This is a genomic window from Micromonospora sp. NPDC057141, from assembly GCF_042670805.1.
In the GTDB taxonomy this organism is placed as follows: Bacteria; Actinomycetota; Actinomycetes; order Mycobacteriales; family Micromonosporaceae; genus Micromonospora.
Window position 1 is genome coordinate 48,309 of sequence record NZ_JBHUVA010000007.1, and the last position, 22,900, is coordinate 71,208.

The 22,900-nt window shown below is 74.1% G+C and carries 18 protein-coding genes and 1 pseudogene; 9 read left to right on the forward strand and 10 right to left on the reverse strand.

The annotated features are described in order from the left end of the window. Window positions 1-17 precede the first annotated feature (17 nt). From ACFT41_RS07185 to ACFT41_RS07200, 4 genes are all read left to right on the forward strand, one after another. The gene (locus tag ACFT41_RS07185) at window positions 18-941 is read left to right on the forward strand and encodes an ATP-binding cassette domain-containing protein (protein ID WP_377582078.1); all 924 of its coding nucleotides are present in this window, start codon (window positions 18-20) and stop codon (window positions 939-941) included. Continuing rightward, window positions 938-1,960 carry an ABC transporter permease subunit gene (locus ACFT41_RS07190; RefSeq protein WP_377582080.1) on the forward strand — a complete coding sequence of 341 codons (1,023 nt, stop codon included), beginning with the start codon at window positions 938-940 and terminating at the stop codon, window positions 1,958-1,960. The genes ACFT41_RS07185 and ACFT41_RS07190 overlap by 4 nt, the downstream gene beginning before the upstream one ends. A gap of 127 nt (window positions 1,961-2,087) precedes the next feature. Beyond that, entirely contained in the window at window positions 2,088-2,552 is a 465-nt protein-coding gene (locus tag ACFT41_RS07195; protein ID WP_377582082.1) for a DUF3263 domain-containing protein, read from the forward strand. A 134-nt stretch (window positions 2,553-2,686) separates the two neighbouring features. After that, on the forward strand, window positions 2,687-3,196 hold the full coding sequence (locus ACFT41_RS07200) for a GNAT family N-acetyltransferase (RefSeq protein ID WP_377582084.1): 510 nt from the start codon (window positions 2,687-2,689) through the stop codon (window positions 3,194-3,196). Between the two features lie 36 nt (window positions 3,197-3,232). Here ACFT41_RS07200 and ACFT41_RS07205 read toward each other — a convergent pair whose 3' ends face one another. From ACFT41_RS07205 to ACFT41_RS07235, 7 genes and pseudogenes are all read right to left on the reverse strand, one after another. After that, entirely contained in the window at window positions 3,233-5,443 is a 2,211-nt protein-coding gene (locus tag ACFT41_RS07205) for an AAA family ATPase (RefSeq protein WP_377582088.1), read from the reverse strand. A 131-nt stretch (window positions 5,444-5,574) separates the two neighbouring features. Next, window positions 5,575-6,144 (reverse strand): hypothetical protein, encoded by a 570-nt coding sequence (locus ACFT41_RS07210; protein WP_377582091.1) that lies wholly within the window; start codon window positions 6,142-6,144, stop codon window positions 5,575-5,577. A gap of 39 nt (window positions 6,145-6,183) precedes the next feature. Next, entirely contained in the window at window positions 6,184-6,945 is a 762-nt protein-coding gene (locus ACFT41_RS07215; protein WP_377582094.1) for an ATP/GTP-binding protein, read from the reverse strand. Continuing rightward, window positions 6,923-7,351, reverse strand: a pseudogene (locus tag ACFT41_RS07220) (DUF742 domain-containing protein); the annotation flags it as partial. The pseudogene ACFT41_RS07220 and the gene ACFT41_RS07215, both read right to left, overlap by 23 nt. A gap of 245 nt (window positions 7,352-7,596) precedes the next feature. After that, window positions 7,597-8,061: a roadblock/LC7 domain-containing protein gene (locus ACFT41_RS07225; RefSeq protein WP_377582096.1), complete on the reverse strand. Its 465-nt coding sequence runs from the start codon at window positions 8,059-8,061 to the stop codon at window positions 7,597-7,599. Then, window positions 8,058-10,976 (reverse strand): nitrate- and nitrite sensing domain-containing protein, encoded by a 2,919-nt coding sequence (locus ACFT41_RS07230; protein WP_377582098.1) that lies wholly within the window; start codon window positions 10,974-10,976, stop codon window positions 8,058-8,060. Before ACFT41_RS07230 ends, ACFT41_RS07225 begins: the two co-directional genes overlap by 4 nt. Next, entirely contained in the window at window positions 10,966-12,201 is a 1,236-nt protein-coding gene (locus ACFT41_RS07235) for a hypothetical protein (RefSeq protein ID WP_377582101.1), read from the reverse strand. The genes ACFT41_RS07230 and ACFT41_RS07235 overlap by 11 nt, the downstream gene beginning before the upstream one ends. 367 nt (window positions 12,202-12,568) lie before the next feature. Between ACFT41_RS07235 and ACFT41_RS07240 the strand changes: the two genes are divergently transcribed. Both ACFT41_RS07240 and ACFT41_RS07245 read left to right on the forward strand, forming a co-directional pair. After that, the gene (locus tag ACFT41_RS07240) at window positions 12,569-15,439 is read left to right on the forward strand and encodes an alpha/beta fold hydrolase (RefSeq protein ID WP_377582104.1); all 2,871 of its coding nucleotides are present in this window, start codon (window positions 12,569-12,571) and stop codon (window positions 15,437-15,439) included. Next, window positions 15,439-16,311 (forward strand): ABC transporter permease subunit, encoded by an 873-nt coding sequence (locus tag ACFT41_RS07245; RefSeq protein WP_377582107.1) that lies wholly within the window; start codon window positions 15,439-15,441, stop codon window positions 16,309-16,311. Before ACFT41_RS07240 ends, ACFT41_RS07245 begins: the two co-directional genes overlap by 1 nt. A 21-nt stretch (window positions 16,312-16,332) precedes the next feature. Here the strand turns inward: ACFT41_RS07245 and ACFT41_RS07250 are convergent, their stop codons facing one another. Next, window positions 16,333-17,016 carry a hypothetical protein gene (locus ACFT41_RS07250; RefSeq protein WP_377582109.1) on the reverse strand — a complete coding sequence of 228 codons (684 nt, stop codon included), beginning with the start codon at window positions 17,014-17,016 and terminating at the stop codon, window positions 16,333-16,335. Window positions 17,017-17,299: 283 nt separating this feature from the next. Here ACFT41_RS07250 and ACFT41_RS07255 point away from each other — a divergent pair, with 283 nt between their 5' ends. The 3 genes from ACFT41_RS07255 (at window position 17,300) to ACFT41_RS07265 (ending at window position 21,442) form a co-directional block, all read left to right on the forward strand. After that, complete coding sequence (locus tag ACFT41_RS07255) at window positions 17,300-17,815, forward strand: hypothetical protein (RefSeq protein ID WP_377582112.1); 516 nt, start codon at window positions 17,300-17,302, stop codon at window positions 17,813-17,815. A 50-nt stretch (window positions 17,816-17,865) separates the two neighbouring features. Beyond that, window positions 17,866-20,706 (forward strand): hypothetical protein, encoded by a 2,841-nt coding sequence (locus ACFT41_RS07260; protein ID WP_377613761.1) that lies wholly within the window; start codon window positions 17,866-17,868, stop codon window positions 20,704-20,706. A gap of 286 nt (window positions 20,707-20,992) precedes the next feature. Next, the gene (locus ACFT41_RS07265; protein WP_377582118.1) at window positions 20,993-21,442 is read left to right on the forward strand and encodes a DoxX family protein; all 450 of its coding nucleotides are present in this window, start codon (window positions 20,993-20,995) and stop codon (window positions 21,440-21,442) included. A 131-nt stretch (window positions 21,443-21,573) separates the two neighbouring features. Here the strand turns inward: ACFT41_RS07265 and ACFT41_RS07270 are convergent, their stop codons facing one another. Together ACFT41_RS07270 and ACFT41_RS07275 are read right to left on the reverse strand one after the other, a co-directional pair. Beyond that, complete coding sequence (locus ACFT41_RS07270; RefSeq protein ID WP_377582121.1) at window positions 21,574-22,278, reverse strand: hypothetical protein; 705 nt, start codon at window positions 22,276-22,278, stop codon at window positions 21,574-21,576. A 72-nt stretch (window positions 22,279-22,350) separates the two neighbouring features. Then, on the reverse strand, window positions 22,351-22,833 hold the full coding sequence (locus tag ACFT41_RS07275) for a hypothetical protein (RefSeq protein ID WP_377582123.1): 483 nt from the start codon (window positions 22,831-22,833) through the stop codon (window positions 22,351-22,353). Window positions 22,834-22,900 lie beyond the last annotated feature (67 nt).

Consider the following 22,900-nt stretch of genomic DNA (forward strand, 5'->3'; position numbering starts at 1 on the left):
CCCTCGACGGCTTCGACATGCTGGTCGAGCAGGGGCAGGTGCACGGATTCCTCGGCCCCAACGGGTCGGGCAAGACCACCACCCTGCGTACGCTGCTCGGGCTCATCCGGCCCAACGGCGGCCGGATGGCGATCCTCGGGCAGGAGGTGCCCGCCGCCCTGCCCGCCGTCGTCGGCCAGGTCGGCGCGATCGTCGAGAGCCCGCAGTTCTTTCCGCACTTCACCGCCCGCGACACCCTGTCGTTGCTGGCCGGGGCGGGCGAGGTGCCACCGACCCGGGTCGACGAGGTGCTGGAGCTGGTCGGCCTGCGCGACCGGGCCGGCGAGCGGGTCAAGACGTACTCGCTCGGCATGAAACAGCGGCTCGCCGTCGCCTCGGCGCTGCTCAAGAACCCGAAGCTGCTCATCCTCGACGAGCCCGCCAACGGCCTCGACCCCGGCGGCATCCGGGAGATGCGCACGCTCACCCGGGACCTGGCCGCCTCGGGGATGACCGTGCTGCTCTCCAGCCACATCCTCGGCGAGATCCAGCTCATCTGCGACTCGGTCACGATCATCTCGCTCGGCCGCCGGGTCGCCTTCGGCCCGGTCGACCAGGTGCTCGCCGAGCACTCCGGCGGGGCCGTGCGGGTCCGGCTGGAGGCGGTCACCGACCTTCCGGCCGCGGCCGACGCGCTCACCCGGGCGGGCGTGGCGGTCACCGCCCATCCCGACCACCTGATGCTCGCCGGCGTCGAGAAGCCGGCCCAGGTGAGCCGGATCCTCGCCGGTCAGGGCCTGTACGTCAGCGAGCTGGCTCCCGTCACGGTCGACCTGGAGAGCGTCTTCCTGGAGTTGACCTCGACCGCCCCCGTGCCGGGGCAGCACCGCCAGGTCGACCAGTCCACGAAGGTCGGTGACGCGGGTCAGCCCGGCGTCGCCGGAGGAGGTTGGGGCGCATGAGCCTCTATCGCACGGAGCTGCGCCGGCTGGGCAAGCGGCGCTTCGCCCGCTGGGCGACGGTGCTCGGCCTGCTGGTGCTCGGCGCGGTCCTCGTCGGGGTCTTCTTCACCAACCAGAAGATCGGCCCCGAGCAGCAGGCCGCCGCCCAGCGGCAGGCCGAGCAGCAGTACCAGGAGCAGGTGCGCTGGGCCGAGCAGGAGCGCAAGGCCTGCGAGCAGGCCAAGGCGTCCGGTCAGGCCGAGGAGCAGGACGGCCGGTTCCCGCCGGACTGCGAGATGATCACCCCGCCGCCGCCGGAGAGCATCGAGGCGCAGTGGTACCTGCCGTCGACGTTCGACTTCCGGGCCAGCTTCGAAGAGATGATCATCACCTTCACCGCGATCCTGGCGGGGCTCGGGTTCGTGATCGGCGCCTCCTTCGTCGGCGCCGAGTGGAGCTCCGGCGGGATGATGAACCTGCTGCTCTGGCGGCCCCAGCGGCTCACCGTACTGCTGACCAAGCTGGCGGCGCTGCTCACCGGGCTCGTCGCCGTGGCCCTGGCCACCGCGGCGGTCTGGACCGCAGGGTTCTGGGTCGTCGGCACGCTGCGCGGCACCACCGAGAAGATGACGGCCGGGGTGTGGCAGTCGTTCGCGCTGACCGGGCTGCGCGGGCTGGCGCTGATCGTGGTCGCGGCGACCATCGGGTTCGCGCTCGCCTCGCTCGGCCGGCACACCGCGATGGCCCTCGGCGGGGCGATCGGCGCCGTCGTGGTCGGCCAGTTCGGCCTGGGCATGGTGATGTCGATGGCCGGGGCGCGCTTCGTCGAGGCGTGGCTGCTGCCGACGTACGGGCTCGCGTGGATGATGAAGAAGGTCACCCTGGAGGACTGGAACGCCTGCAACGCCACCTACTACGGGGAGTGCGAGCCGGCAACCTTCGATTTGACCTGGCAGCACGCGTCGATCCTGTTCTCCGTCGCGCTGGTGGTCTGCCTCGGCGCGGCGCTGGTCAGCATGCGCCGGCGGGACGTCGCCTGAGCAGTGCCACCGGGTGGCCCGGGCCGCACCGCACGTCCGATGCGGTCCGGGTCCGCCCTGGTTAGGCTGGGGATCCCCCGGCCGGCGCGGCTCCGCCGGCCCTTCGCACGCCCGCGTGAGGACCGCCATGCCGCCTGCCGACGCCGCCCCGGCCGACACCGACCGGCCCAGGCCGGCGTGCCCTGGCACCCGGCAGGCCACGGGCACCCGGGAGGGCGTCACCGTCCCCCCGCCCCGGTCCGCACCGGAGTCCGCCACCCCCACCGAACCCGATGCCGGGCCGGCCACCACCGCCGAACCCGCCACCGCCGAGCCGGTCGAAGCCGAGCCGGCCGCCCCCGCCCCCAGCCCCACCCCCGGCCTCAGCCTCAGCGAGCGGGAACTGCGCATCCTCGCCTTCGAGCAGCAGTGGTGGCGGCATGCGGGGGCCAAGGAACAGGCGATCCGGGACACCTTCAGCCTCTCCGCGACGCGCTACTACCAGCTGCTGAACGGCCTGCTGGACAATCCGGCCGCGCTGGCCGCCGAGCCGGTCCTCGTCGGCCGGCTGCGCCGCCTGCGCTCCTCCCGGGCCCGCAACCGACGCCGCTGACCCGGCGGCCCGTCGCCCTCTGCGAGTTCGGCCCCGGTCGAGCCACCGTCCGACCGGGTCGTAGCTGCTGCCGGACCGGTGGAGGGACGCCAAAGGGTGGACTCGGGCGGGTGCGGGGCGGCAGACTTCGGCAGGTGACGGGAACGGTCCGGTTGGAGCCGGTGGACGAACGGAACCTGGAGCCGCTGCTCTCGGTGGCGGTCGCCGAGGCCGAGCCGGACGACGTGATGCCCCCGGTCGACGCGCCGGCCGGCTGGTCGCACGCCCGGCGGGAGGCGTTCCGGGACTACTACCGCACCGGCATGGCGGGTCTCGACGGCCCCACCCGCACCGCCATGTACGCGGTCCTCGTCGGCGGCGAGGTGCTGGGCATGATCCGGATGACCCGCCGCGCCGAGCCCGGGACGGTGGAGACGGGAATCTGGCTCGGCCGCTCCGCCCGAGGTCAGGGCGTGGGCGCCGCCGCCCTGCGCGACCTGCTCGACCTCGCGGCGGCGGCCGGGATGCACACGGTGGTGGCGGAGACAACCCGGGACAACGCCGGTGCCGTCTCGGTGCTCCGCAGGTGCGGCGCGAAGCTGATCGAGGACGGCGACGCGGTGCGCGCGGAGATTTCCCTCGACGCCATCCCGCCCGCCTTCTGAGTCAACCGGCACCCTTCTCCCGCCGCGGCGCGGGCCTCAGCGGGCGTCGCGGGCCTGCGCGTACGCCGCCAGCCAGGAGACCTGGGCCGGGTCGAGGGACGGGCGGACCCGCCGCCGCGCCGCCTCGACGTGCCCCGCCGTGACCGTCGACGCGGTCAGCGACTCGCGCATCGCGGCGAGCGCCGCCTCCCGCACCAGCGCCGCGCAGTCGGCCGCCGAGAAGCCGTCCAGCCCTGCACCGAGCGCCGCGAGGTCGACGTCGTCGGCGAAGGGGACGTTGCGGGCTGCGGCGCGCAGGATCTCGGCGCGGGCCGACCCGTCCGGCGGCGGCACGTAGACCAGCCGCTCCAGCCGGCCGGGGCGCAGCAGCGCCGGGTCCACCAGGTCCGGGCGGTTGGTCGCGCCGACCACCACCACGTTGCGCAGCGACTCCACCCCGTCCAGCTCGGTGAGCAGGGCGGCGACCACCCGGTCGGTGGTGCCCCCGTCGCTGGCCTGGCCGCGTACCGGGGCGAGCGCGTCCACCTCGTCGAGGAAGATCAGGGTCGGGGCGGCCTCCCGGGCGCGGCGGAACAGCTCCCGGACCGCCCGCTCGCTCTCGCCGACCCACTTCGACAGCAGCTCCGCGCCCTTCACCGAGAGCACGTTCGCCCGCCCCGACCCGGCGAGCGCGGTCACCAGGTACGTCTTCCCGCAGCCGGGAGGCCCGTAGAGCAGCACCCCGCGCGGCGGCTGCACGCCCAGCCGGGCAAAGGTGTCCGGGTAGGTCAGCGGCCACAGCACCGACTCGGTCAACGTCTGTTTGACCTCGACCATGTCGCCGACGTCGTCGAGGGTGACGTCCGCCAGCTCCAGCGTGGACCCGGCCATGGTCGTCGGCCGGACCACCTCCAGGGCGGCGGTGAAGTCGGCCATCGCCACCGTCGGCGCGTCGGCCGACTTCTGCCGCAGCGCCGCCCGTACCCCGGCCTCCCGGACCAGCGCCGCCAGGTCGGCGGCGACGAACCCGGGGGTACGCCCGGCGACCTCGTCCAGCCGGACGTCCTCGGCCAGCGGCACCTGGCGGGTCAGCACGGTCAGCTGCTCCCGGCGCAGCGCCTGGTCGGGCAGCGGCACGGTGATCCGCAGGGACAGCAGGTCCGGGGCGCGCAGCCCGGGGTCGACCGCCTCGGGGCGGCTGGTCGTGCAGACCACGGCCACCCCGGCCCGGACGGTCTCGGCGAGCACCTGGCGGAACACCGTGGCCACCGGGCCGGCGTCGTCGGCCGGGGCGAGCGCCTCCACGTCGGTGACCAGCAGCACGGCGGGGCCGCCGCCGCGTACCTCGTCGGCGGCGGCGCGCAGCCGCCGGGCCGCCGCGTCGTTGGCGAGCGCGGCCAGTTCGGGCGCCCAGAGCGGGCGGACCCGGGCACCCACCCGGGCGGCGACCGCCCGGACCAGGGCGGACTTGCCCGATCCGGCCGGCCCGGCGACCAGCACCCCGAGCGACACGGAGGTGCCCAGCCGGCCCAGCACCTCACGGTGGTGGAACCCGAGGTCGAGCAGTTCGGTCAGCTCCTCGGCCTGTGCCCGCAGCCCCGGCAGCTCGTCCACGGCCGGCGCGGCGTCCAGCCCGCCACCCGCGCCGCTGGCGGTCCCCTCGTCGGCTCTGGTCGCCCCGTCAGGGAGGGCTGCCGGCCCGTGCTCCCAGCCGACCACGGTGTCCATCGTGACCAGCGTGGCGACGTCCGGCTCGGCGGCGGCCACGGTGAGCAGGGTGCTCGTCCAGGCGTACCCGACGGTGGTGGAGAGGCTGTGCCGGGCCGCCGCCACGAGGGCGCGCACCGAGGCGTCCGGCAGCACGTCCTGCGGCAGCAGGGAGACGTCGTCGCCGACGGTGACCACCTTGCCGAGCAGCGCGAGCCGGAGCATCTCCGGGGAGACCGCTGCCGCGACCTGCACCGGCCCGGTCAGGGTCACCCGGCGGGCCGGGAGCACCGGCGCCCGGCTCACCGTCACCTGCCCGCCGTCGCGTATCCCCAGGTTGCCCAGAAGCAGGTCGTCGGCGTAGAGCAGCGCCGTGCTCGCGGTCGGCCCGGCCGGCGCGACGATCCCGGCGGTCACCCGGCGGCCGGCGAGCCGCACCGGGTCGCCGGGGCGCAGCGCGAGCGCCGTCAACACCTCCGGGTGCAGCCGCACCACGCCGCGCCGGCCGTCCAGCGCGGCCGGTCGCAGGCTGGCGACGAGGGTCAGGTCGGGTGCGGCCACCGCCCGAGGTTAGCGGCAAGGAAGGGCCCCCTGTTAACGCCTACGGTAGAGAAGGGTTCCCCTCTCACACCGCCACCGGGCCGGTGAGCACGCCGGCGGGGCGGCTGGGCGGGGCGGGGCGGCGGTCGGGGTCAGCGCGTGGGGTCGGTGCCGTCGAGCAGTGACGGGTCGCGCCGGATGAGCTCCGCCAGCCGGGCCGCCGGGTCCGCCTTCAGGCGGTCGTCGTCGGACGTCCACGCCGGACCGGCCTTGACCGACAGCGGCCACACCGGGGGCGGTACGGTCGCGGCCTCCGCGCCGACCGTCACCCGCCCGTTCGACCAGCCGACCCGCAGCGGGTACGACTGTCCGTCGTGCTCCACCCGCAACGCGACCGTCATGCCGGGGTGCGCCGCCACCACCCGGGCGACCGCCTCGCTCACCTCGTCGACCGGGTCCCGCCCGGCGGCGGCACCGGCCGGATAGGCGAGGGCCGGCGCGGCGGGCAGGGCCGGGACGCTGCCCATCCGGCGCGGCAGGGCGTCCGCCGGGTTCGGGCCGGCGTCGCCCCCCGGCCGGGAGCGCAGGGCCGGGGTCTCCACCGGGACGGCCGGAGCCGCCGGTTCCCGGCCGGGCTCGTCTCCCAGGTCGGCGCCCCGTCGGCGGAGCGCCTCCTCGCGCCGGGCGAGCCGGGCCAGCGTCTCGTCGAGATCACCTCTCATGTCGCCACCCCTTCCGCGTGTGGACCGAACCGGGCCGGTTCAGTCCCTCCTGTCCCGGGTGGCCCGGTCCAGTGCCCGGTCCAGGACGACCAGCAGGGCGTCCCGCACCGAGAGCCGGTCCCGGGCGTCGAACTGCACCAGGGGCACCTGGTCGGAGATGGCCAGGGCCCACCGGATCGAGGCGAGGTCGACGGCCAGTTGGCCGTCGAAGGCGTTCACCCCGACGATGAACGGCAGCCCGGCACGCTCGAAGAAGTCGATCGCCGGATAGCAGTCGTCCAGCCGGGAGCTGTCGACCACCACCAGCGCGCCGAGCGCCCCCCGGGCCAGGTCGTCCCACATGAACCCGAAGCGGTTCTGGCCTGGCGTACCGAAGAGGTAGAGCTTCAGGCTGCGGTCGATCGTCACGCAGCCGAAGTCCATCGCCACCGTGGTGGTGGTCTTGCCGGACCGCGCGCCGGGGTCGTCGATGCCGATCCCGGCGCTGGTCATCTCCGCCTCGGTGGTCAGTGGCGCGATCTCCGAGATGGCCCCGACCGTCGTGGTCTTGCCCACTCCGAAGCCGCCGGCGACGAGGATCTTGACCGGGATCGGTGGCGCGGACCGGCCCGGGCCGACGTCCGGCACGCCGTGCCGCGACCCGACCGGCGGCCGGTGCGGCGGTGCCGGGGTGGCCGGCGGGGTGGCGCGTCCGGTGGCCGGCGTGGCACCCGCCGGGGTGCCGTAGCGGGCGGCGGCGCTGTTGGCGGAAAGCCCGCCCAGCGGGGCCGGCGGCCATTCAGGAGATCGCACGGAGTCCATCAATCACTCGCAGGATGATGTCGGGGTCAAGGGCGTCGTTGGCGGTGCTGACGTGCACGTCGAGGTGGCCGGCGGCCCGGAGGTCACCGACCAGGACCCGGGTGACGCCGAAGTGCAGCCGGGCCCGGGCCGAGATCTCCGCCACGGAGATCGGGTCCCCGCAGAGCGCGATGATCGCCTGGAGTTCGGGGGCGAGCCGGGAGAACGACCCCGTGCTCCGGGCGCCGGAACCGGGCCTGGCGGTCACCTGGGTCTCCAGGCTGATCGCCGGGTCCACCCCGGCAACCCTGCCGGAGGTCAGCACGAACGGGCGTGGTCCGGCCGGCAGTTCCGGATCGGGAACGCCCAGCCTGCCGGGAAGGTCGTTCCCGGGGCTGCCGGGCGGGCCGTCGCCATGGCCACCCGGGAAGCCGGGAGTGCCACCGGGGAAGCCGGGAGTGCCACCGGGAAAGCCGGGAGTGCCACCGGGAAAGCCGGGAGTGCCACCCGGACCGCCGGTGAACCCAGGGTGGCCGCCCTGGTCGCCGGGGAAGCCGCCCGGTCCACCCGGCGGGCCGCCCGGCCCGCCGTCGCCCGGGGAGGGCGCCCGCAGGTAGGGCCGGATCCGGACGGCGGGTTCCGGATCCGGCCCGGTGCCGGCGACCTCCGGGCTCACTGCTGGACGGCGTTCTTCAGCTCGGCGATCAGTCGCGGGGTGAGGGCGCCGCCGGCCCGCCCGGCGAAGAGGGTCATCTCGTACGCCACCGTGCCGAGGTTCGCCGACCGGTCGGCCACCACCCCGAGCACCGAGCCGGCGCTGATCGCGCTGATCAGCAGGTAGCCGTCGGCCATGTCGACGATGACCCGGTTCAGGCCGCCGAGGGCGTACCAGCTCGCCGCGCCGCCGGCGAGGCTCGTCATGCCGGAGACCACGGCGGCGAGGCGTTCGGCGTTGGACCGGTCCTTGATCGCCGACATGGCCATCAGCAGCCCGTCGGAGGAGACCGCGATCGCCTCCACCACTCCGGCGGTGCTGGACGTGAACGAGTCCAGTAGCCAGTTGAACGTGCGGGCCTCGGGGCTGAGGTCGGTGGGGTGCTGGTGCTCGACGTTCTCGTGCAGGTACGGGCTGGTCACCGTGTTGATCCCTCTTCGTAGCGGCGGTCTGGACGGGCTTCACGCAGTGCGCGGGCGACGCCCGCCTCGAACTGGTTGATCAGGTCGCGTACCTCCCCCGGGTCGCCGGGATCGGCCGGCGGAGCGGGCCGGGGCGGCGGGACGGTCAGGTTGGCGCCGGGAACCCGTCGGGTCAGCCGGGGACGGTCGGCGAGCAGAGGAGGTGCAAGCGGAGGAGCGGCCACCGGGGAGGCGGCCACCACCGGGCGCGACGCTGCCGGGTGGGCCGTCACCGGGGGAGCCGTCACCGGGGGAGCCTCCGGGGGGTGCAGTTCGGCCCGGCGTACCCCGGCTTGGAACTCCTCGACCAGCGCGCGGGCGGCGGCCGGGTCGGCGGTGGTGGCGTCCACCGGGCCGACGACCGGGCCGGTGTGGGGCAGGCTCGCGCCGGGCACGCGCTGGCGGATGCCGGACGCGCCCCGCAGGGCCCCGGCCACCGACCCGCCCGACCCGCCGGGCGGCGGCACGAGGCCGGGCCGCTGGCCGGACAGGCCGGGCTGGGGCGCGAGGCCGGCCGGGCCGGCCGGCTGGCCGCCGGGCTGCGGGCCGGCCGGGAAGGAGATGTCCCGGGACCGCGTCGGCAGGACCGGCGTGCTGCCGGCCCCGCCGACCGGATCGGCGGCACGGGACGGCCGGACCGTGCCGGGGGCCGCCGGGGGAGCGGCGGTGCCGGGTACGACCGGAGTGCCGCCGACGGTCGGCGGGGCGTCCAGGGTGGGTGTTCCCGCCTGCCCGGATGCGGCGGCCGGCGGCTCCGCGACCGCCTCGAAGGCGTTCCAGGAGTTGCCCGACTCCATCGATCGGGTGGCGCGGGTGAGCAGCTCGCGGTCCACGCCGAGCGCCACGCCGAGCGCCACGGCCTCGTCCACCAGCCCGTCCACCGGCCGGGTGCCGGCGGGCGCGGGGTGGGGCGAGGCGGCGACGGCGGCCAGCGCCCGGCCGGAACCGGTCGGCTGCGGGCGGCCGGTTCCGGCCGGGCGGTCCGGCACGGTAGCCCGGGCCGCCGTGCTTCCGGCCTGGTCGGCTGGCGGTACGACCAGCAGCGCCGACGGGACCTCCAGCCGGGCGGTGACCCCGCCGCCGGCGGTCGGGGCGAGGTCCGCCGTCCAGCCGTGCCGACGGGCGAGCCGGCCCACCACGAAGAGGCCGAGCACCTCGGTCGGGACGAGGTCGAGCCGCTCCCGGCGGGTGAGCCGGGAGTTCTCCTCCGCCAGCCGCTCCTCGGTCATTCCGATGCCGTGGTCCACCACGGACAGCCGCACGCCGTGCCCGGTCGGCGCGGCGGTCACCACCACGCGAGTGTGCGGAGGGGAGAAGATGGTGGCGTTCTCCATCAGCTCGGCCAGCGCCAGCACCAGGTCACCCACGGTGGCCGGTGCCGCCGACACCCCGGCGGGGACCTGCACGTCGACCCGGGTGTAGTCCTCGATCTCGCCGAGCGCGAGGCGGACCACGTCGGCCAGCGGCACCGGGGCCACGTGCCCGTCGGTGCCGGTCGAGCCGGAGAGCACCACGAGGCTGCCCGCGTTGCGGCGCAGCCGGCTGGAGACGTGGTCCAGCCGGTACAGGTGCTCCAGCCGCCCGGGGTCGGTCTCCTGCTGTTCCAGCCGGTCGATGAGCGCGATCTGCCGGCCCACCAGGTTCTGCGTACGCCGCCCGACGTGCCCGAACATCTGCGCCACGTTGCGCCGGCCGGCGACCTGCCGCTCGACCAGCCGGGCGGCGGTGGTCTGCACGCGCTCGAACGCGCGGGCCAGGTCGCCGATCTCGTCGCGGCCCCGGACGTCGACCGGGTCGAGGTGGACCGGCGGGACGTTCTCGCTCTCGTCGTCGGTGACCCGCACCAGCTCCGCCTCGGCGGCCCGGGCGACCCGGTCGGCGGAGCGGGTGAGCCGGGTCAGCGGGCGGGCGACCAGCCGGGCCACCGCCATGCTGAGCAGCACCACGACGAGCAGGATCAGGGCGGCCGTGCCGCCGACCACCCAGGCGGCGCCGAGCGCCCGCCGCTGCTCCGTGCGCACCTGCGTGGTGACGTCCGCGGCGATCTTCTTCTCCACGAACTGACCGAGGGTGATCATCGACTGGACGGAGGGGAAGAGCGTGTCCACCGGCACCGTGGCGATGGCGGCCACGGGGTCCTTCTCGCTGTCGACGATGAACGTCGGGCTGGTCCGGGCGGCCACCGCCGCGTCGTCCAGCAGGGCCAGCTCCAACTGCTCGGGGGTGACGAGGCTGCGGAACCGGTTGGTGTCCACGTTCAGCGCGGCCATGCAGGCGATGTAGCTGGCGACGGTCTTCGGGTCGCTGGTCGCCCTGACCAGGACGATCAGGGTGGCGCACGCGCCCAGACTCTCGTCGGCGCGCAGCAGCCCGTCCAGGGCCAGCACCTGCTGGCCGACCGGGGTGGTGGTGTCCACCTGCCAGGCCAGCCGCAGCGAGTCGATCAGCTCCAGGGCGAGCGGGCCGAAGGCGTCCATGACCTTGGCCGGGGTGGCGCGGCCGGCGAGCACGGCGGCACGCACGTCGGCGAGCCCCCGTACCTGGTCGAGGGCGAGCCTGACCCGGTCGGTGAGCTGGCCGCCCAGCTCGGCGCGGATGTCGGCGACCCGGTCGTCCACGGTGGCCGACTGCTGGATCACGTCGGTGCGGGGCGCCCGGCCGAGCAGCAGACCGACGGAGAGCAGCCGCTCCTGCTGGAGGTCCTGGACCAGGCTGCCGACCCGGCTGGCCACCCGGACGGCCTCGGCGGTGTCCGCTGCCCGCCCGGCGGCGGCGACCCGGTCGAGGACGATCGGCACGGCGAGCCCGACCGTGCTGAGCAGTGGGACGATCACCAGCAGGGCGAGCTTGCCCCGGATGCGGAGCCTAGCGAGCATCGAAGGGCCCCCACGGCTCGGCGCCGGCGGTGCGGCCCTGCCCGGCCGGCTGGAGCATCCGGGGCTCGATCGGGGCGAGCGTGCCGGCCGGCGCGGGCCCCCGGGGGTCGGCCCGAATGTCCCAGCCGGTCTCGTCGGCCGGTGGGCCGGTGTCCCCGTCGGCCGGCCGGCGGTCCCGCTCGGCCTGTCGGTCGCGCCGAGCGGCGGCGACCAGCACCGCGCCGAGCGCGGCGAGGAGCAGGACGGCCAGGCCGGCAGCCCCGGCGGCGAGCCGGCGGTCCCGGTCGATCTGGTCGATCCGGTCGGCCAGCAGCCCGTCCAACTCGTCGAGGATGACGGGCTGGAGCTGCCTGGCGGCTTCCTGCGCGGCGGTGCGGGCGGCGATGAGGTTGGTGAGCCCCCGGGCCGCCGCCGCCTCGTCCGTCACGCTGGACGAGGCGGTCGGGTCGGCGAGTGCGCCGAGCCGCTCGATGGAGCGCTGGTAGGTGTCCAGCGGGGTGAGCACGTTCGCGCCGAGGTTGGTGCTGTCCGTGCTGTCCACAGCCGCGCGCAGGTTGGTGATCAGGTCGTTGGCGGGGCTGACGGCGCTCGTCCACAGGGCGCCGAGCTGGGACACCATGGCGATGCGCTGGGCGGTCGGGAGTCCGGCGGCGACGGCGGCCAGGTCGGCGAGCCGGCCGGTCGCCACCACCGATTCGGGCAGCTCGTCGCTGATCGCGTCCTGGAGGTAGTACGAGTCGGCCTGCCGGTCCCGGACCAGCCCGGAGGCCTCGCGTACCTTGCGGTGCAGGGCCAGCAGCAGGTCGGTGACCTCACCGTACGCGGCGAAGGTCGCCTGCGGGTCGGTCAGCCCCTTCTCGGGCAGCGCCTCCAGCTTGGCCCGCAGCCCGGCCCACCGCTCGTGGGTGCGCAGCTCGTCGCCGAGGCGGGTGTCCACGGCGGCGACGTCCTCCACGGCCCGGCTCAGCGTCTCGCGGGACACGGTCCGGCCGGCGACGGCGGCGGACTGCGCGTCGACCAGGGCGAGGGTGACGGGGCCGAGGGCGCGCAGGTACTCCACGCCGAGCCGCTCGCGGACCACCAGGTCGCGTTCGTCGCCGCTGAGGCGGCGCTGCTGGACGAAGAGGAACGCCACCGGGGCGAGGAGCACGACCACGAGCACCAGCGGCAGAAAACGGCCGGTCCGGTTGGGCCGTCGGCGGTCCCGCTGCGCGGGGACGGTCATGTGTTCTCCTCCGGCGACGGCGGATACGGGCAGGTGCCGGGGCTGCCGAGCAGTCCCGTTCACCGGACCGGAAAACTAGCGGACCGGCACCGACACGCAGAGCCGTCAGTCGGTCAGTTTTGCGTCACTTCGAGCGATGTCACCGCGCGTCCACCGCTGGGGCACCGTCGGTGGCGACAGCTCGGCGGACATGGGCCGATCAGGTGCGATTTCGGTTGAACATCGGAATTCACGTGATCCGAATTCAACTCGCTGGGATGCGCCGGACGCTGCGCAAACGATCACATCAGATCGCCGATCGGCCGGCCCGGACGGACGTACGGAGGATCTCAGCGAACGCTCAGGATCCGCCCCGTACCGTTGCCGCATGAGATCGCCGTTGTCGGCCGCACCGGTCCGACGGGCCCTGGCCACCCGCCCCCGCCGGATCGTCGCCGGTTCGGTGGCGGCCGTGCTGCTGGCCGCCGCCGTCCTCTGGGCGGCCCGACCCGGCGAGGCCGGCTTCCGCGCCGAGCCCGCGATGATCACCGTCCGCTCCGGGCCGGCCGGCGACGAGCCGGTCGACCTGGACACCACCTTCTACCTGCCCGACGGCGCCTCGGCTGACCGCCGGGTGCCGGCGGTGCTGCTCGCGCACGGCTTCGGCGGCACCAAGGAGTCGGTCCGGTCCGACGCCGAGGAGCTGGCCGGCCAGGGGTACGCCGTGCTCGCCTGGACCGCGCGCGGCTTCGGCCGCAGCGGCGGCCAGATCCACCTGGACAGCCCCGATTACGAGGTGCGGGACGCCGAACGGCTGCTGGACTGGCTGGCCGCCCGCCCCGAGGTGCGCACCGACGCCGCCGGCGACCCCCGGGTCGGCGTGGTCGGCGGCTCGTACGGCGGCGGCCTGGCCCTGCTGCTGGCCGCCCAGGACAAGCGGGTCGACGCGATCGTCCCGATGATCACCTGGAACGACCTGTCCCGCGCGTTCCTACCGGAGAGCACCGGCGGGCCCGCCACCTCCGGCGTGTTCAAGAAGGGCTGGGCCGGGCTGTTCTTCGGCGGCGGCGGCAACGCCGGCTCCGGTCCGGCCGGGCTCTCCGGGGACTCGGCCGCCCAGCCCGAGGGTGCCCCCGCGTCGGCGGGCCCGCCGAGCCCGGCGCCGGGCGCGGGGCCGGGCACCGGGTCGGGGCGCGCGCCGACCGGGGCCGCTGACCCGTCCTGCGGCCGGTTCGCCGCCGACGTCTGCGCCGCGTACCTGCGGATCGCCACCACCGGGCGGGGCGACCAGGCGGCCGTGGACCTGCTCCGCCGGTCCAGCCCGGCCGGCGTGCTCGACCGGATCGAGGCACCGACCCTGCTGGTGCAGGGCGAGGCCGACACGCTCTTCCCGCTCGCCGAGGCCGACGCCAACGCGCGCGGCATCGCCGCCGCCGGGACCCCCGTCCGGGTGGCCTGGTTCACCGGCGGCCACGACGGCGGCGACGGGCCGCGTAACGACTCCGACCGGGTGAAGTACCTGACCGTCCAGTGGCTCGACCACTACGTCAAGGGCGCGGGCGCGGCACCCGGCGACGACTTCACGTACTCGCGGATCGCCGGGTTCGACGCCCTCGACCGCGGCCTGGTCGCCACCGGCTACCGCACCACCGACTACCCGGGGCTGGCCGGCGACGCGCGCCGCGAGGTCGCGGTGACCGGCCCGGCCCAGCCGGTCGCCAACCCGCCCGACGGTAACCCGGCGGCCATCTCCTCGGTGCCGTTCGCGGGCGCGCTCGGCTCGTTGCTCGGCGGCGTGGCCGGCGACGTGCCCGGCCAGCACGCCCGGTTCGAGTCCGCGCCGCTGCCCGAGGCGGTGGACGTGGCCGGGTCGCCGACCGTCACGCTGCGGGCCGCGTCGGCCAGCGGCGAGGCGGTGCTGTTCGTGAAGCTCTACGACGTCGACCCGCAGGGCGCGGCGACCCTGCCCAACGGGCTGGTCGCCCCGGTCCGGCTCACCGGCCTGCCGGCGGAGATCGGGGCCGCGAAGCCGGTCACCGTCACCCTGCCGGCGATCGTCCGCCGGGTCGAGGCCGGGCACCGGCTGCGGGTCGTGGTGGCCACGTCCGACCAGGCGTACACGACGCCGGCCGAACCGGCGGTCCACACGGTGGCCGTCGGCGACGGCCCGCTCGTGCTGCCGACCGTGGCCGGCGAGCCGATCCCCACCACGGCCGTCGTCTGGCGCTGGGTGCTGGCCGGGCTGCTGGCCGCCATCGCGGTCGGGCTCGCCGCGGTCGTCCTGATCGCCCGTCGCCGGCACCGCCGCCAGGACAGCTCGGTGCATCCCGAGTACGCGAACACGCCGCTGGCCGTGCGCCAACTGCGCAAGGAGTACGCCGACGGCTTCGTCGCCGTGTCGAACGTCGACTTCGAGGTGCACCCCGGCCAGGTCGTCGGCCTGCTCGGGCCCAACGGCGCGGGCAAGACCACCACCCTGCGGGTGCTGATGGGGCTGACCCAGCCCACCGCCGGGGAGATCTACGTCTTCGGCCGGCGGCTGGTGCCCGGCTCGCCGGTGCTGTCCCGCATCGGCGCGCTGGTCGAGGGGCCCGGCTTCCTGCCGCACCTGTCCGGCCTGGACAACCTGAAGGCATACTGGCGGGCGACCGGCCGGCCGTGGGACGACGCGCACTTCGACGAGGCGCTGGAGATCGCCGGGCTGGGCGACTCGGTGCACCGCCGGACCCGCAAGTACAGCCACGGCATGCGGCAGCGCCTGGCCATCGCCCAGGCCATGCTGGGCCTGCCCGAGCTGCTGGTGCTCGACGAGCCGACGGACGGCCTGGACCCGCCGCAGATCGCCGAGATGCGCCGGGTGCTCCAGCGCTACGCCACCGACGGGCGGGCGGTGCTGGTCTCCAGCCACCTGCTCGCCGAGGTGGAGCAGACCTGCACCCACGCCGTGGTGGTCAACAAGGGGCGGATCGTCGCGTCCGGCCCGGTGGAGGAGATCGTCGGCGAGTCGCCGAGCGTGCTGTTCGACGTGACCGACCAGGCGGCGGCGCGCGACGTGCTGGGCCGGCTGGCCGGCGTGACCGTGCTGCCCGACGCCGAGGGGCAGCTGGTGGTGGACACCAACGGCACCGCCCGCAGCGAGGTGGTGGCCGAGCTGGTCCGGGCCGGGATCGGGGTGGACCGGGTGGTGCCGCGCCGCCGCCTGGAGGACGCGTTCCTCGCCCTGGTGGGCGAGAACTCTCGGGGAAGCGGGGACCGGTGATGACGCAGTCGTCTTCCACGGTGGGCGCGGCGGCCGGCTACCGGCCGTCGGCGACCCTGCCGTTCGCGGCGGAGTTCCGCCGGCAGGCGTCGCGGCGGCGTACCCAGCTCGCGCTCGGGTTCATGGTGCTGCTGCCGCTGATCGTGCTGGTCGCGTTCCAGTTCGACTCCGGCGACGACGACGGCGGGGGAGGGGGCGAGTTCGGCAGCCTGGCCGACCTGGCCACCTCGGGCGGGCTCAACTTCACCCTCTTCTGCCTGCTGGTCTCGGCGTCGTTCCTGCTGGTCGTGGTGGTGGCGCTGTTCTGCGGCGACACGGTGGCCAGCGAGGCGAGCTGGGGCAGCCTGCGCTACCTGCTGGCCGTGCCGGTGCCCCGGGCCCGGCTGCTCGCGGTGAAGCTGCTGGTGGCGCTCGCGTACTCGGGGCTGGCCCTGCTGCTGCTCGCCGGCACCGCCCTGCTCGCCGGCACCCTCCGGTACGGCTGGGAGCCGCTGCGCAGCCAGGTCTCCGCCCAGCTCGACCCGGCCGAGGGGCTGCTGCGGCTGGTGGCCGTGCTCGGCTACCTGGCGGTCGTCCTGCTGGCGGTGGCCGGGCTGGCGTTCCTGCTCTCCGTCGTCACGGACGCGGCGCTCGGCGCGGTCGGCGGTGCGGTGCTGCTGTGGATCCTGTCCAGCATCCTGGATCAGATCACGGCGCTCGGCGGGATCCGGGCGTTCCTGCCGACCCATTACGCCAACGCGTGGCTGGGCCTGCTGTCGACGCCGGTGCAGACCGACGACCTGGTGCGCGGCTGCATCTCCGCGATCGCCTACGCCACCCTGTTCTGGTCGCTGGCCTTCTGGCGCTTCACCCGCAAGGACGTCACGAGCTGACGGCGGGGCCGGGCACCGGATTCAGCCGCTGGCCCCGTAGACCTCCACCGCGACCAGCCCAGGGCCGTACTCCAGCGTCACGCCGCAGCTACCGATCGTGGTCTGCTCCGTCCGCAGGTCGGTGCCTCCCGCCGTCGCGGGCCCGCCCCGGGGCAACTGGTCGTCCAGCCACGAGGCGAGGGCGGTGCGGTTCGCTCCTGCGGGATAGGCCCGCAGCGCGCAGTCGTCGAGGAACCGCCAGCCCTCGGCGCTGAGCGGGCTCCCGTCGGGGTTGCCGGCCCGACAGTGCAGGGTCCGCAGTCGGTGGTTCCGGTCGGCCATGACTATCGCCTGCCGATGACCGCTCTCCTTGTCCTGTCGCCCGCCGGACCGGCGAGTGCCCACCCCGTACAGATCGCTCGAGGCGAAGGTGAGCTGCCACCGCCGGGTCAGGTCGGCCACGATCACGTCAGGGTCGACGCCGGGAAGCGGCTGCCGGCCCTGGAAGTCGAACGAGCGGCCCGGCACCGGAGTGGCGGCAGGGCCGGGCGGGGGCGACGCGGGGGCCGTCGCCGACGATGTCGGGCCAGGGCCGCTCTGCCTGCTCGGGCCGTTCGTTTCGTCGGTTGAGGGTGCGGCGGCGGTGTCTCCGGTCGGGGTGGTGTCGTCGGGGCCGCCGAGCCCCACGGTGGCGACCAGCACCCCGACCAGTGCGGCGGCCGCCACGGCACCGGCGGCAACGAACAAGATCCGGCGGGGCCGAGTGGGTGGGTGAGCGACCCGAACGTCGTGCGTCGTGGGTCGTGCGTCGTCGGACCCGGGCGTCATGTCGACATCGTCAATTCGTGCTCCCCGTTGTGCACCGGCCGATACAGCGGCGTGCGAGTCGATGTCTACCACAAGCATCTCATCCATACAACTCTGTCACTGTTGCGCTGTGTCTCGCTACGGTTGCGGTCGGTTTCCTAGTTGCGGGGGTACGTCGATGGGCCGAGCACGCCCGCGTTCGGTGCTGACCGCACTTCTGACCGCTCTGCTCCTCACTCTCGCCACGACCGCCGTCGCGGCGGGTCCGGCCCAGGCGGCGCCTGATTGCAGCGGCTGGGACTGCAATGGCAACTGGCCCGGCGAATGGGGCTGCCGGGACGACCAGGTGAAGGTCAGGGAGATCGACATGGGCTCCCTCGATGTCGACGGGCGCGCCACCATCTATCGCTCCCGAGGCTGCGGGGCGACCTGGGGAGAGTTCGTGTTCCAGCGCGACCCGGGCGACTTCACCTACCTCAACCTGCAACTGTGGTGGCAGCCGCAGTACGGCGGCAAGGGAGGGATCCTGCGCCATGGTTCCGGCGCGCACTTCACGCTGGTGGCCGGGACGACCAAGACCTACCGCACGGTCATGGCGAGCTGGGACTACTCGGTGAAGATCTGCTACTCGGACTCGTATCCGACATCGCAGGACGTCGACCCCGACCCGGAGAGCACCGGTGCGGGCGCGACCGGCGGATGTTCCAACTGGCACTGACGTCAGTTGCCACCCCGCGTTTGTCTCGCGCCCTCCAGGAAGGACCGTTCATGCTTGCCACTCGCCTTCGGGCGCTGATGTCGACACTCGTTCTCGGCGCGACGGTTGCTGTCGCCCCGCAGGCCGTCTCCGCCGCTGCGCCGGCCGCCCCGGTGCCCGACATGGGCAGCCAGGCGTCCATCGCCGACCCGGCGACCGTACTGGGCCCGGGTTGGCGGCGGTCGTCGGACCTGCTGGTCGCCGGTGCCGGCGACACCAACGGCTTCCACGTCTATCTGGCTCGGGAGAAGGACGCCTTCGCCTGGTCCACCCTCGCCACCCTCAACGACGGCCAGAACGGGGTCGGCAGCTGGACCGGTTACGTCTGCCTCACCGGCTCCGGCCGGTACGCCGTCGTGGTGTATGCCCCGGTGATCGCGACCAACAAGCCGGCGCGAATGCTGGCCGGGGCGTACGCCGCCGTGGTCGACGTGCGGACCGGTAAGGCCCGTCAGGTGGTCCGTGGCGTGCAGCTCGCCTACTTCAACCCGGCGTGTGGTCCCGGGGACCGGGTCCTGCTCACCCGGGCCATCGGTCGTGACCACGAGGAAACCGACCTACTGACCGTCGATGCCGCGGCGGCCCGGGTCACCGAGACCCGGCGGATCAAGGCCCAGTTCACCACGCCCGCGCCCGCCGCCGACGGCGACTACGGCGTGGTCCGCGGGGAGCTGGTTCGAGTGGGCAAGGGCGGTCGGCTCACCCGGCTCGCCACGCCGGGTGGACAGCCGTACGCCGTTCGGGCGACCGCCGATGGCGCTGTCGACCTACTGACCGTCAAGCCTGGCGGCGAGGCGGAGCAGTCGGCAGCGTACCGCTACCGGGTGGGCCGGCTGACCCACCTCGGCACCTCGCCGGGCAAGCAGTTGGAGTTGCTCGGCCTCTCCGGGGGGCGCAACGCCCTGATCGGGGAGATCGACGGCCTGACGAAGGGCTCGGCCAAGGATCTCGTCCTGCTGCGTAGCAGCCGGCCGGCGCGTGCGGTCTCCCGTGAGGGGCACCTGATGGTGCACGGCATGAGGACGGAGCGCCAGGACGCGCGAACGTCCAAACGGGCGCCGGGGGACGGCGAACTGCGGGTCACCGTGCAGGCGCCCAGGGCCGGCGCGGTCCGGTCGGGTCTGGTTCGCACCGAGCGCCGGACGGCGGCGGACGTGACGGTGCTGGCTGGGCCGGTCCCTGCGGGCATGGCAGCCCTTGCCGTCCCGCCGGACCCGGGCCAACCGAGGTGTGCGATCCCCCGGAACAACGTGTATTACCAGGTGTTCCAGCCCAGCGCCAACCAGGTCGAGTGGGCCGTCGACCTGGCGGTGAACAACCTGCTGCGCGTCGATCGAACGATCCCCGGAATTCCCACCTACAAGCCGCAGGTGATGTTCAGCCTGCCGGCGGGTTCGCCGCTCGTTCCGGCCCAGCTCATGCTGGCGATCCTGGCGCAGGAGACGAACCTCGCGCAGGCGTCGTGGCACGCGGTGCCGGGTGACGCCGGAAATCCGCTGATCTCGGACTACTACGGCAACCGCCCCCACGGTGAGAACATCAAGATCATCGACTACGGCGAGGCGGACTGCGGCTACGGCATCTCGCAGGTGACCGACGGGATGGCCAGCGGACAGACGTCGTACAGCTCCGAGCAGCAGGAGGCCATCGCGGTCGACTACATGGCGAACATCGCAGCCGGGCTGAAGATCCTGGTGCAGAAGTGGCAGGAGGTCCAGGCGACCGGTTCGCAAGTGAACAACGGCGACCCGCGGTACATCGAGAACTGGTTTCTCGCGGTCTGGGGGTACAACTCTGGGATCTACCAGAACACGGGTGGCCCGTACGGCGTGGGTTGGTTCAACAACCCCGCCAACCCAGACTACCCGGCGAACCGCACCCCGTTCCTGCGCGCCTCCCTGGACGACGCCAGCCACCCGGCCGACTGGTCCTATCCCGAGAAGATCATGGGCTGGGCGGAGACCCCACAGTGGCAGTGGATTCCCCCGCTGACGAAGTACGCTGAGCCGAACTTCGGCGTGGGCTCCGGCGACGTCCTTCAACTGCCCGGTCGCTTCCAGTTCTGCGGGTCGGTCAACTACTGCACGCCCAATGCCAGCGACCCGTGTCCCTCCTGGAACTCGAACTGCTGGTGGCACGGCACGACCAGCTGGGGCGACGGTTGCGCGGCCAAGTGCGCCACCGGGAATCTCGCCCATTCGCTGAGCGCGCCCGAGCCGCCGGTCAGCTACGTGTACTCGCCTTCGTGCACACCGTTCCAGGCGGACATCGGGACGGTGGCGGCTGTCATCGACAACCTCAACAACGAGTCCGGGGTGAACCGGCTCGGGTGCGCGCCTCAACCCAGGGGCGGCAAGTTTACCCTGCGCACCGGCAGCCCTTTCGGCTCTACCGCCGGGCTCTACGGGCAGGTCGACCTGCACCAGCTGGGTGCCGGCTACCTCGGCCACACATGGTTCACGCACTCGTACGACGGGGCCGACGCTCAGCACCACCGGGTTCTCGGAACATGGACGACCGACCTGCCCTCCGACGACTACGAGATCGTCGTCCATCTGCCGTCGCACGGGGCGAACGAACAGGTCAAGTACGTGATCTCCCAGGGCGACGGAGGGGCCGGCGGGTCCGACCACCAGATCGTCTGCGAGATCGACCAGAACGTCACCGCATACGACGACAAGTGGGTCTCGCTCGGCTGGACCTGGCTCTACCCCGGGGCCAAGGTGCAGCTCGACAACATCGTCGACGGTGCCGACGGCACGGTGGACGTGGCGTACGACGCCATCGCCTTCGTCAATGTGCCCGGCTATGCCAACGGTCGCAGTTGCGGGTCGCCGTATCCGATGAGCTGAGGGGCCTCGTTACGGGGCGGTCGGGGCGGGCGGATGGCCCGTGCCCGGCCGCCGGCGGGGTAGATGCTGGTGCGAGGTGCCCTCCAGGGGTGCTTGCACCAGCATCTATGTGCTTGTCGCCGGCGCTGACGCACTCGGTCGCGCCTGTTCGGTGACTGCCGGGACGGTTGACCAGGGGGGAGTCCCACATGCCGTGGGAGCGTTCCCACGGAGAGGGACAAGTATCGACCTTATCAAATTCTTACCGCATCCTAATCGCATTGACTTCTGTCACTGGAGGTGTGGTATGAACCTTGACCGACTCGCTGGTCCGGTCCTGTCCCTGTTCCGCATGGTGATCGGCCTGCTCTTCCTGTTCCACGGCCTGTCGTCACTGTTCGGTGTCTTCGGCGGTGCCCGAGGAACCGGCCAGGCTGTTCCACTCGGCACCTGGCCAGGCTGGTACGCAGCCCTGATCCAGGCCGTCTGCGGCGCGCTGGTGCTGGCCGGGCTGTTCACCCGACCCGCCGCGCTGCTCGCCTCCGGCTCGATGGCGTACGCGTACTTCGTGGTGCACCAGCCGGAAGGGCTGCTGCCGCTGCGCAACGGCGGTGAGCTGTCGGTGCTGTTCTGCTGGGCATTCGTGCTCATCTCGGTGCTGGGCCCCGGTACGTGGGCCGCCGACACCCTGCTGGGCCGCCGCCGGGAGCCGGCCGTCGCGGCCCCCGCCCCGCGCAAGCGCTCGGTGCCGGCGTGACCGTCGCTCCCGTCTGACCGTCACGCTCGGCTGACCGTCGTGCCGTCGCCGGGGCGGGTCGCTGTGGCTGGCGGGGCGTCCACCCGCCTGGCACGGGAGGCGCACCGGCGGCGCCACCGCTGACCCGGCCGCTACGGCGCGTACGGGGCGTCGGTGCGACTCACCTCGGAGAACGTGCTGCCGGAGAGCTGATAGATCGACGTCCGCCGGATGTCCAGCTCGGCCATGCTCCGGCCGTCGGAGCGGGTCAGCCAGACGACCTTCGCCGCGCCGCCCGAGACGCTGATCGACTCGACCGGGGTCCGGTCGCCCAGCTCCGCGAGGCTGCGGTAGACCGGCTCGCCGTCGGCGTTGTGCCACACGACCAGCGTGTGGAAGGTGCCGGTGCCCCCGGCCTTCAGGGCGACCGCGCCGACCGCGTCCGCCGCCCCGTCGCCGTCGAGGTCGCCGATCCCGCAGGGCTTCTGGAGGGTGACCGTGGCGCCGTCCTCCCCGGACCAGACGCCCTCGGACAGCGGGAGGTAGTCGGCGTACCCCTGGTAGGGGACCTCGGTGCTGCCGACGTGCGCGCCGGCGAGCTGCTTGCAGGTCAGCGCGGGCACCTTCTTCGGGGTGGGCTTCGGCGGCTCGGTGGTGGCCGCCGCCGTCGACGGCGCGGCGGCGGGCTCGGTCGTCGCCGTGGCCGGTGCGGCGGCGGCCGGCTCCGTGGTGGCCGGTGCGTCGGCGGCCGGCGCGGTGGTCGTACCCGCAGAGGCGGTGGTGCCGTCGTCGCCGCAACCCGCGGTCAACAGGCAGGCCAGGGCGGCGATCGCGAAGGTGGGCAGGGTCCGGCGCATCGGCCAGTTCCTCTCTCGGGTGGCGGTTGCCCGCACCGTAGCGATCGCCCGCCACCCGGGCGGTGGACCCGGTCAGAGGCCTCCGCAGACCCGCCAGTCGCCGCCCTCCTCGACCAGGGTGAGGACCTTCTCCCGGTCCCCGCTCGTGACGGTGACCTCGGCCCGGGACCGGCTTTCGGTGCCGCTGCTCACCTCGGTGCGGGTGACCCGGTACCCGCCCAGGGGCGGCTCGGCCGACCAGGCACGGGTGAACTCCTCCTCGGTCAGCTGGCTGCGCAGCCGCGCGCAGAGCCGGGCGTACGCGGCCGGGTAGTTGCCCGCCCGCGCGTCGTCCAGGTACCCGGTCGCGGCGTTCCGGGCGGGCGCGGTCGCGCCCTGCACGGTGCGGAAGAACCAGATGCCGCCACCGGCGAACGCGCCGGCGCAACAGAGCAGCGCCACCACGGCGGCCACGATGATCACGGTACGGGTCGTCCGGCCGGGTGCACGCGGCTTCGGGGGCGGCCCGGGCACGCCGGGGCTCGGCGGCGGCCCGGGCGTCGGGGGATAGGTCACGCCGTCAGGCTAGAAACCGCAGGCCACCCGCCCTTCCTGGAGCCCCGGAAGTCGTAGCTGTGGGTGT

Coding starts and splice junctions, on each gene's coding strand:
- ACFT41_RS07245 (WP_377582107.1), top strand. CDS start 15,439: ATGACGCAGTCGTCTTCCACGGTGGGCGCGGCGGCCGGCTACCGGCCG.
- ACFT41_RS07235 (WP_377582101.1), bottom strand. CDS start 12,201: ATGACCGTCCCCGCGCAGCGGGACCGCCGACGGCCCAACCGGACCGGC.
- ACFT41_RS07260 (WP_377613761.1), top strand. CDS start 17,866: ATGCTTGCCACTCGCCTTCGGGCGCTGATGTCGACACTCGTTCTCGGC.
- ACFT41_RS07185 (WP_377582078.1), top strand. CDS start 18: ATGCTGGTCGAGCAGGGGCAGGTGCACGGATTCCTCGGCCCCAACGGG.
- ACFT41_RS07195 (WP_377582082.1), top strand. CDS start 2,088: ATGCCGCCTGCCGACGCCGCCCCGGCCGACACCGACCGGCCCAGGCCG.
- ACFT41_RS07240 (WP_377582104.1), top strand. CDS start 12,569: ATGAGATCGCCGTTGTCGGCCGCACCGGTCCGACGGGCCCTGGCCACC.
- ACFT41_RS07270 (WP_377582121.1), bottom strand. CDS start 22,278: ATGCGCCGGACCCTGCCCACCTTCGCGATCGCCGCCCTGGCCTGCCTG.
- ACFT41_RS07215 (WP_377582094.1), bottom strand. CDS start 6,945: ATGGACTCCGTGCGATCTCCTGAATGGCCGCCGGCCCCGCTGGGCGGG.
- ACFT41_RS07190 (WP_377582080.1), top strand. CDS start 938: ATGAGCCTCTATCGCACGGAGCTGCGCCGGCTGGGCAAGCGGCGCTTC.
- ACFT41_RS07265 (WP_377582118.1), top strand. CDS start 20,993: ATGAACCTTGACCGACTCGCTGGTCCGGTCCTGTCCCTGTTCCGCATG.
- ACFT41_RS07230 (WP_377582098.1), bottom strand. CDS start 10,976: ATGCTCGCTAGGCTCCGCATCCGGGGCAAGCTCGCCCTGCTGGTGATC.
- ACFT41_RS07210 (WP_377582091.1), bottom strand. CDS start 6,144: ATGAGAGGTGATCTCGACGAGACGCTGGCCCGGCTCGCCCGGCGCGAG.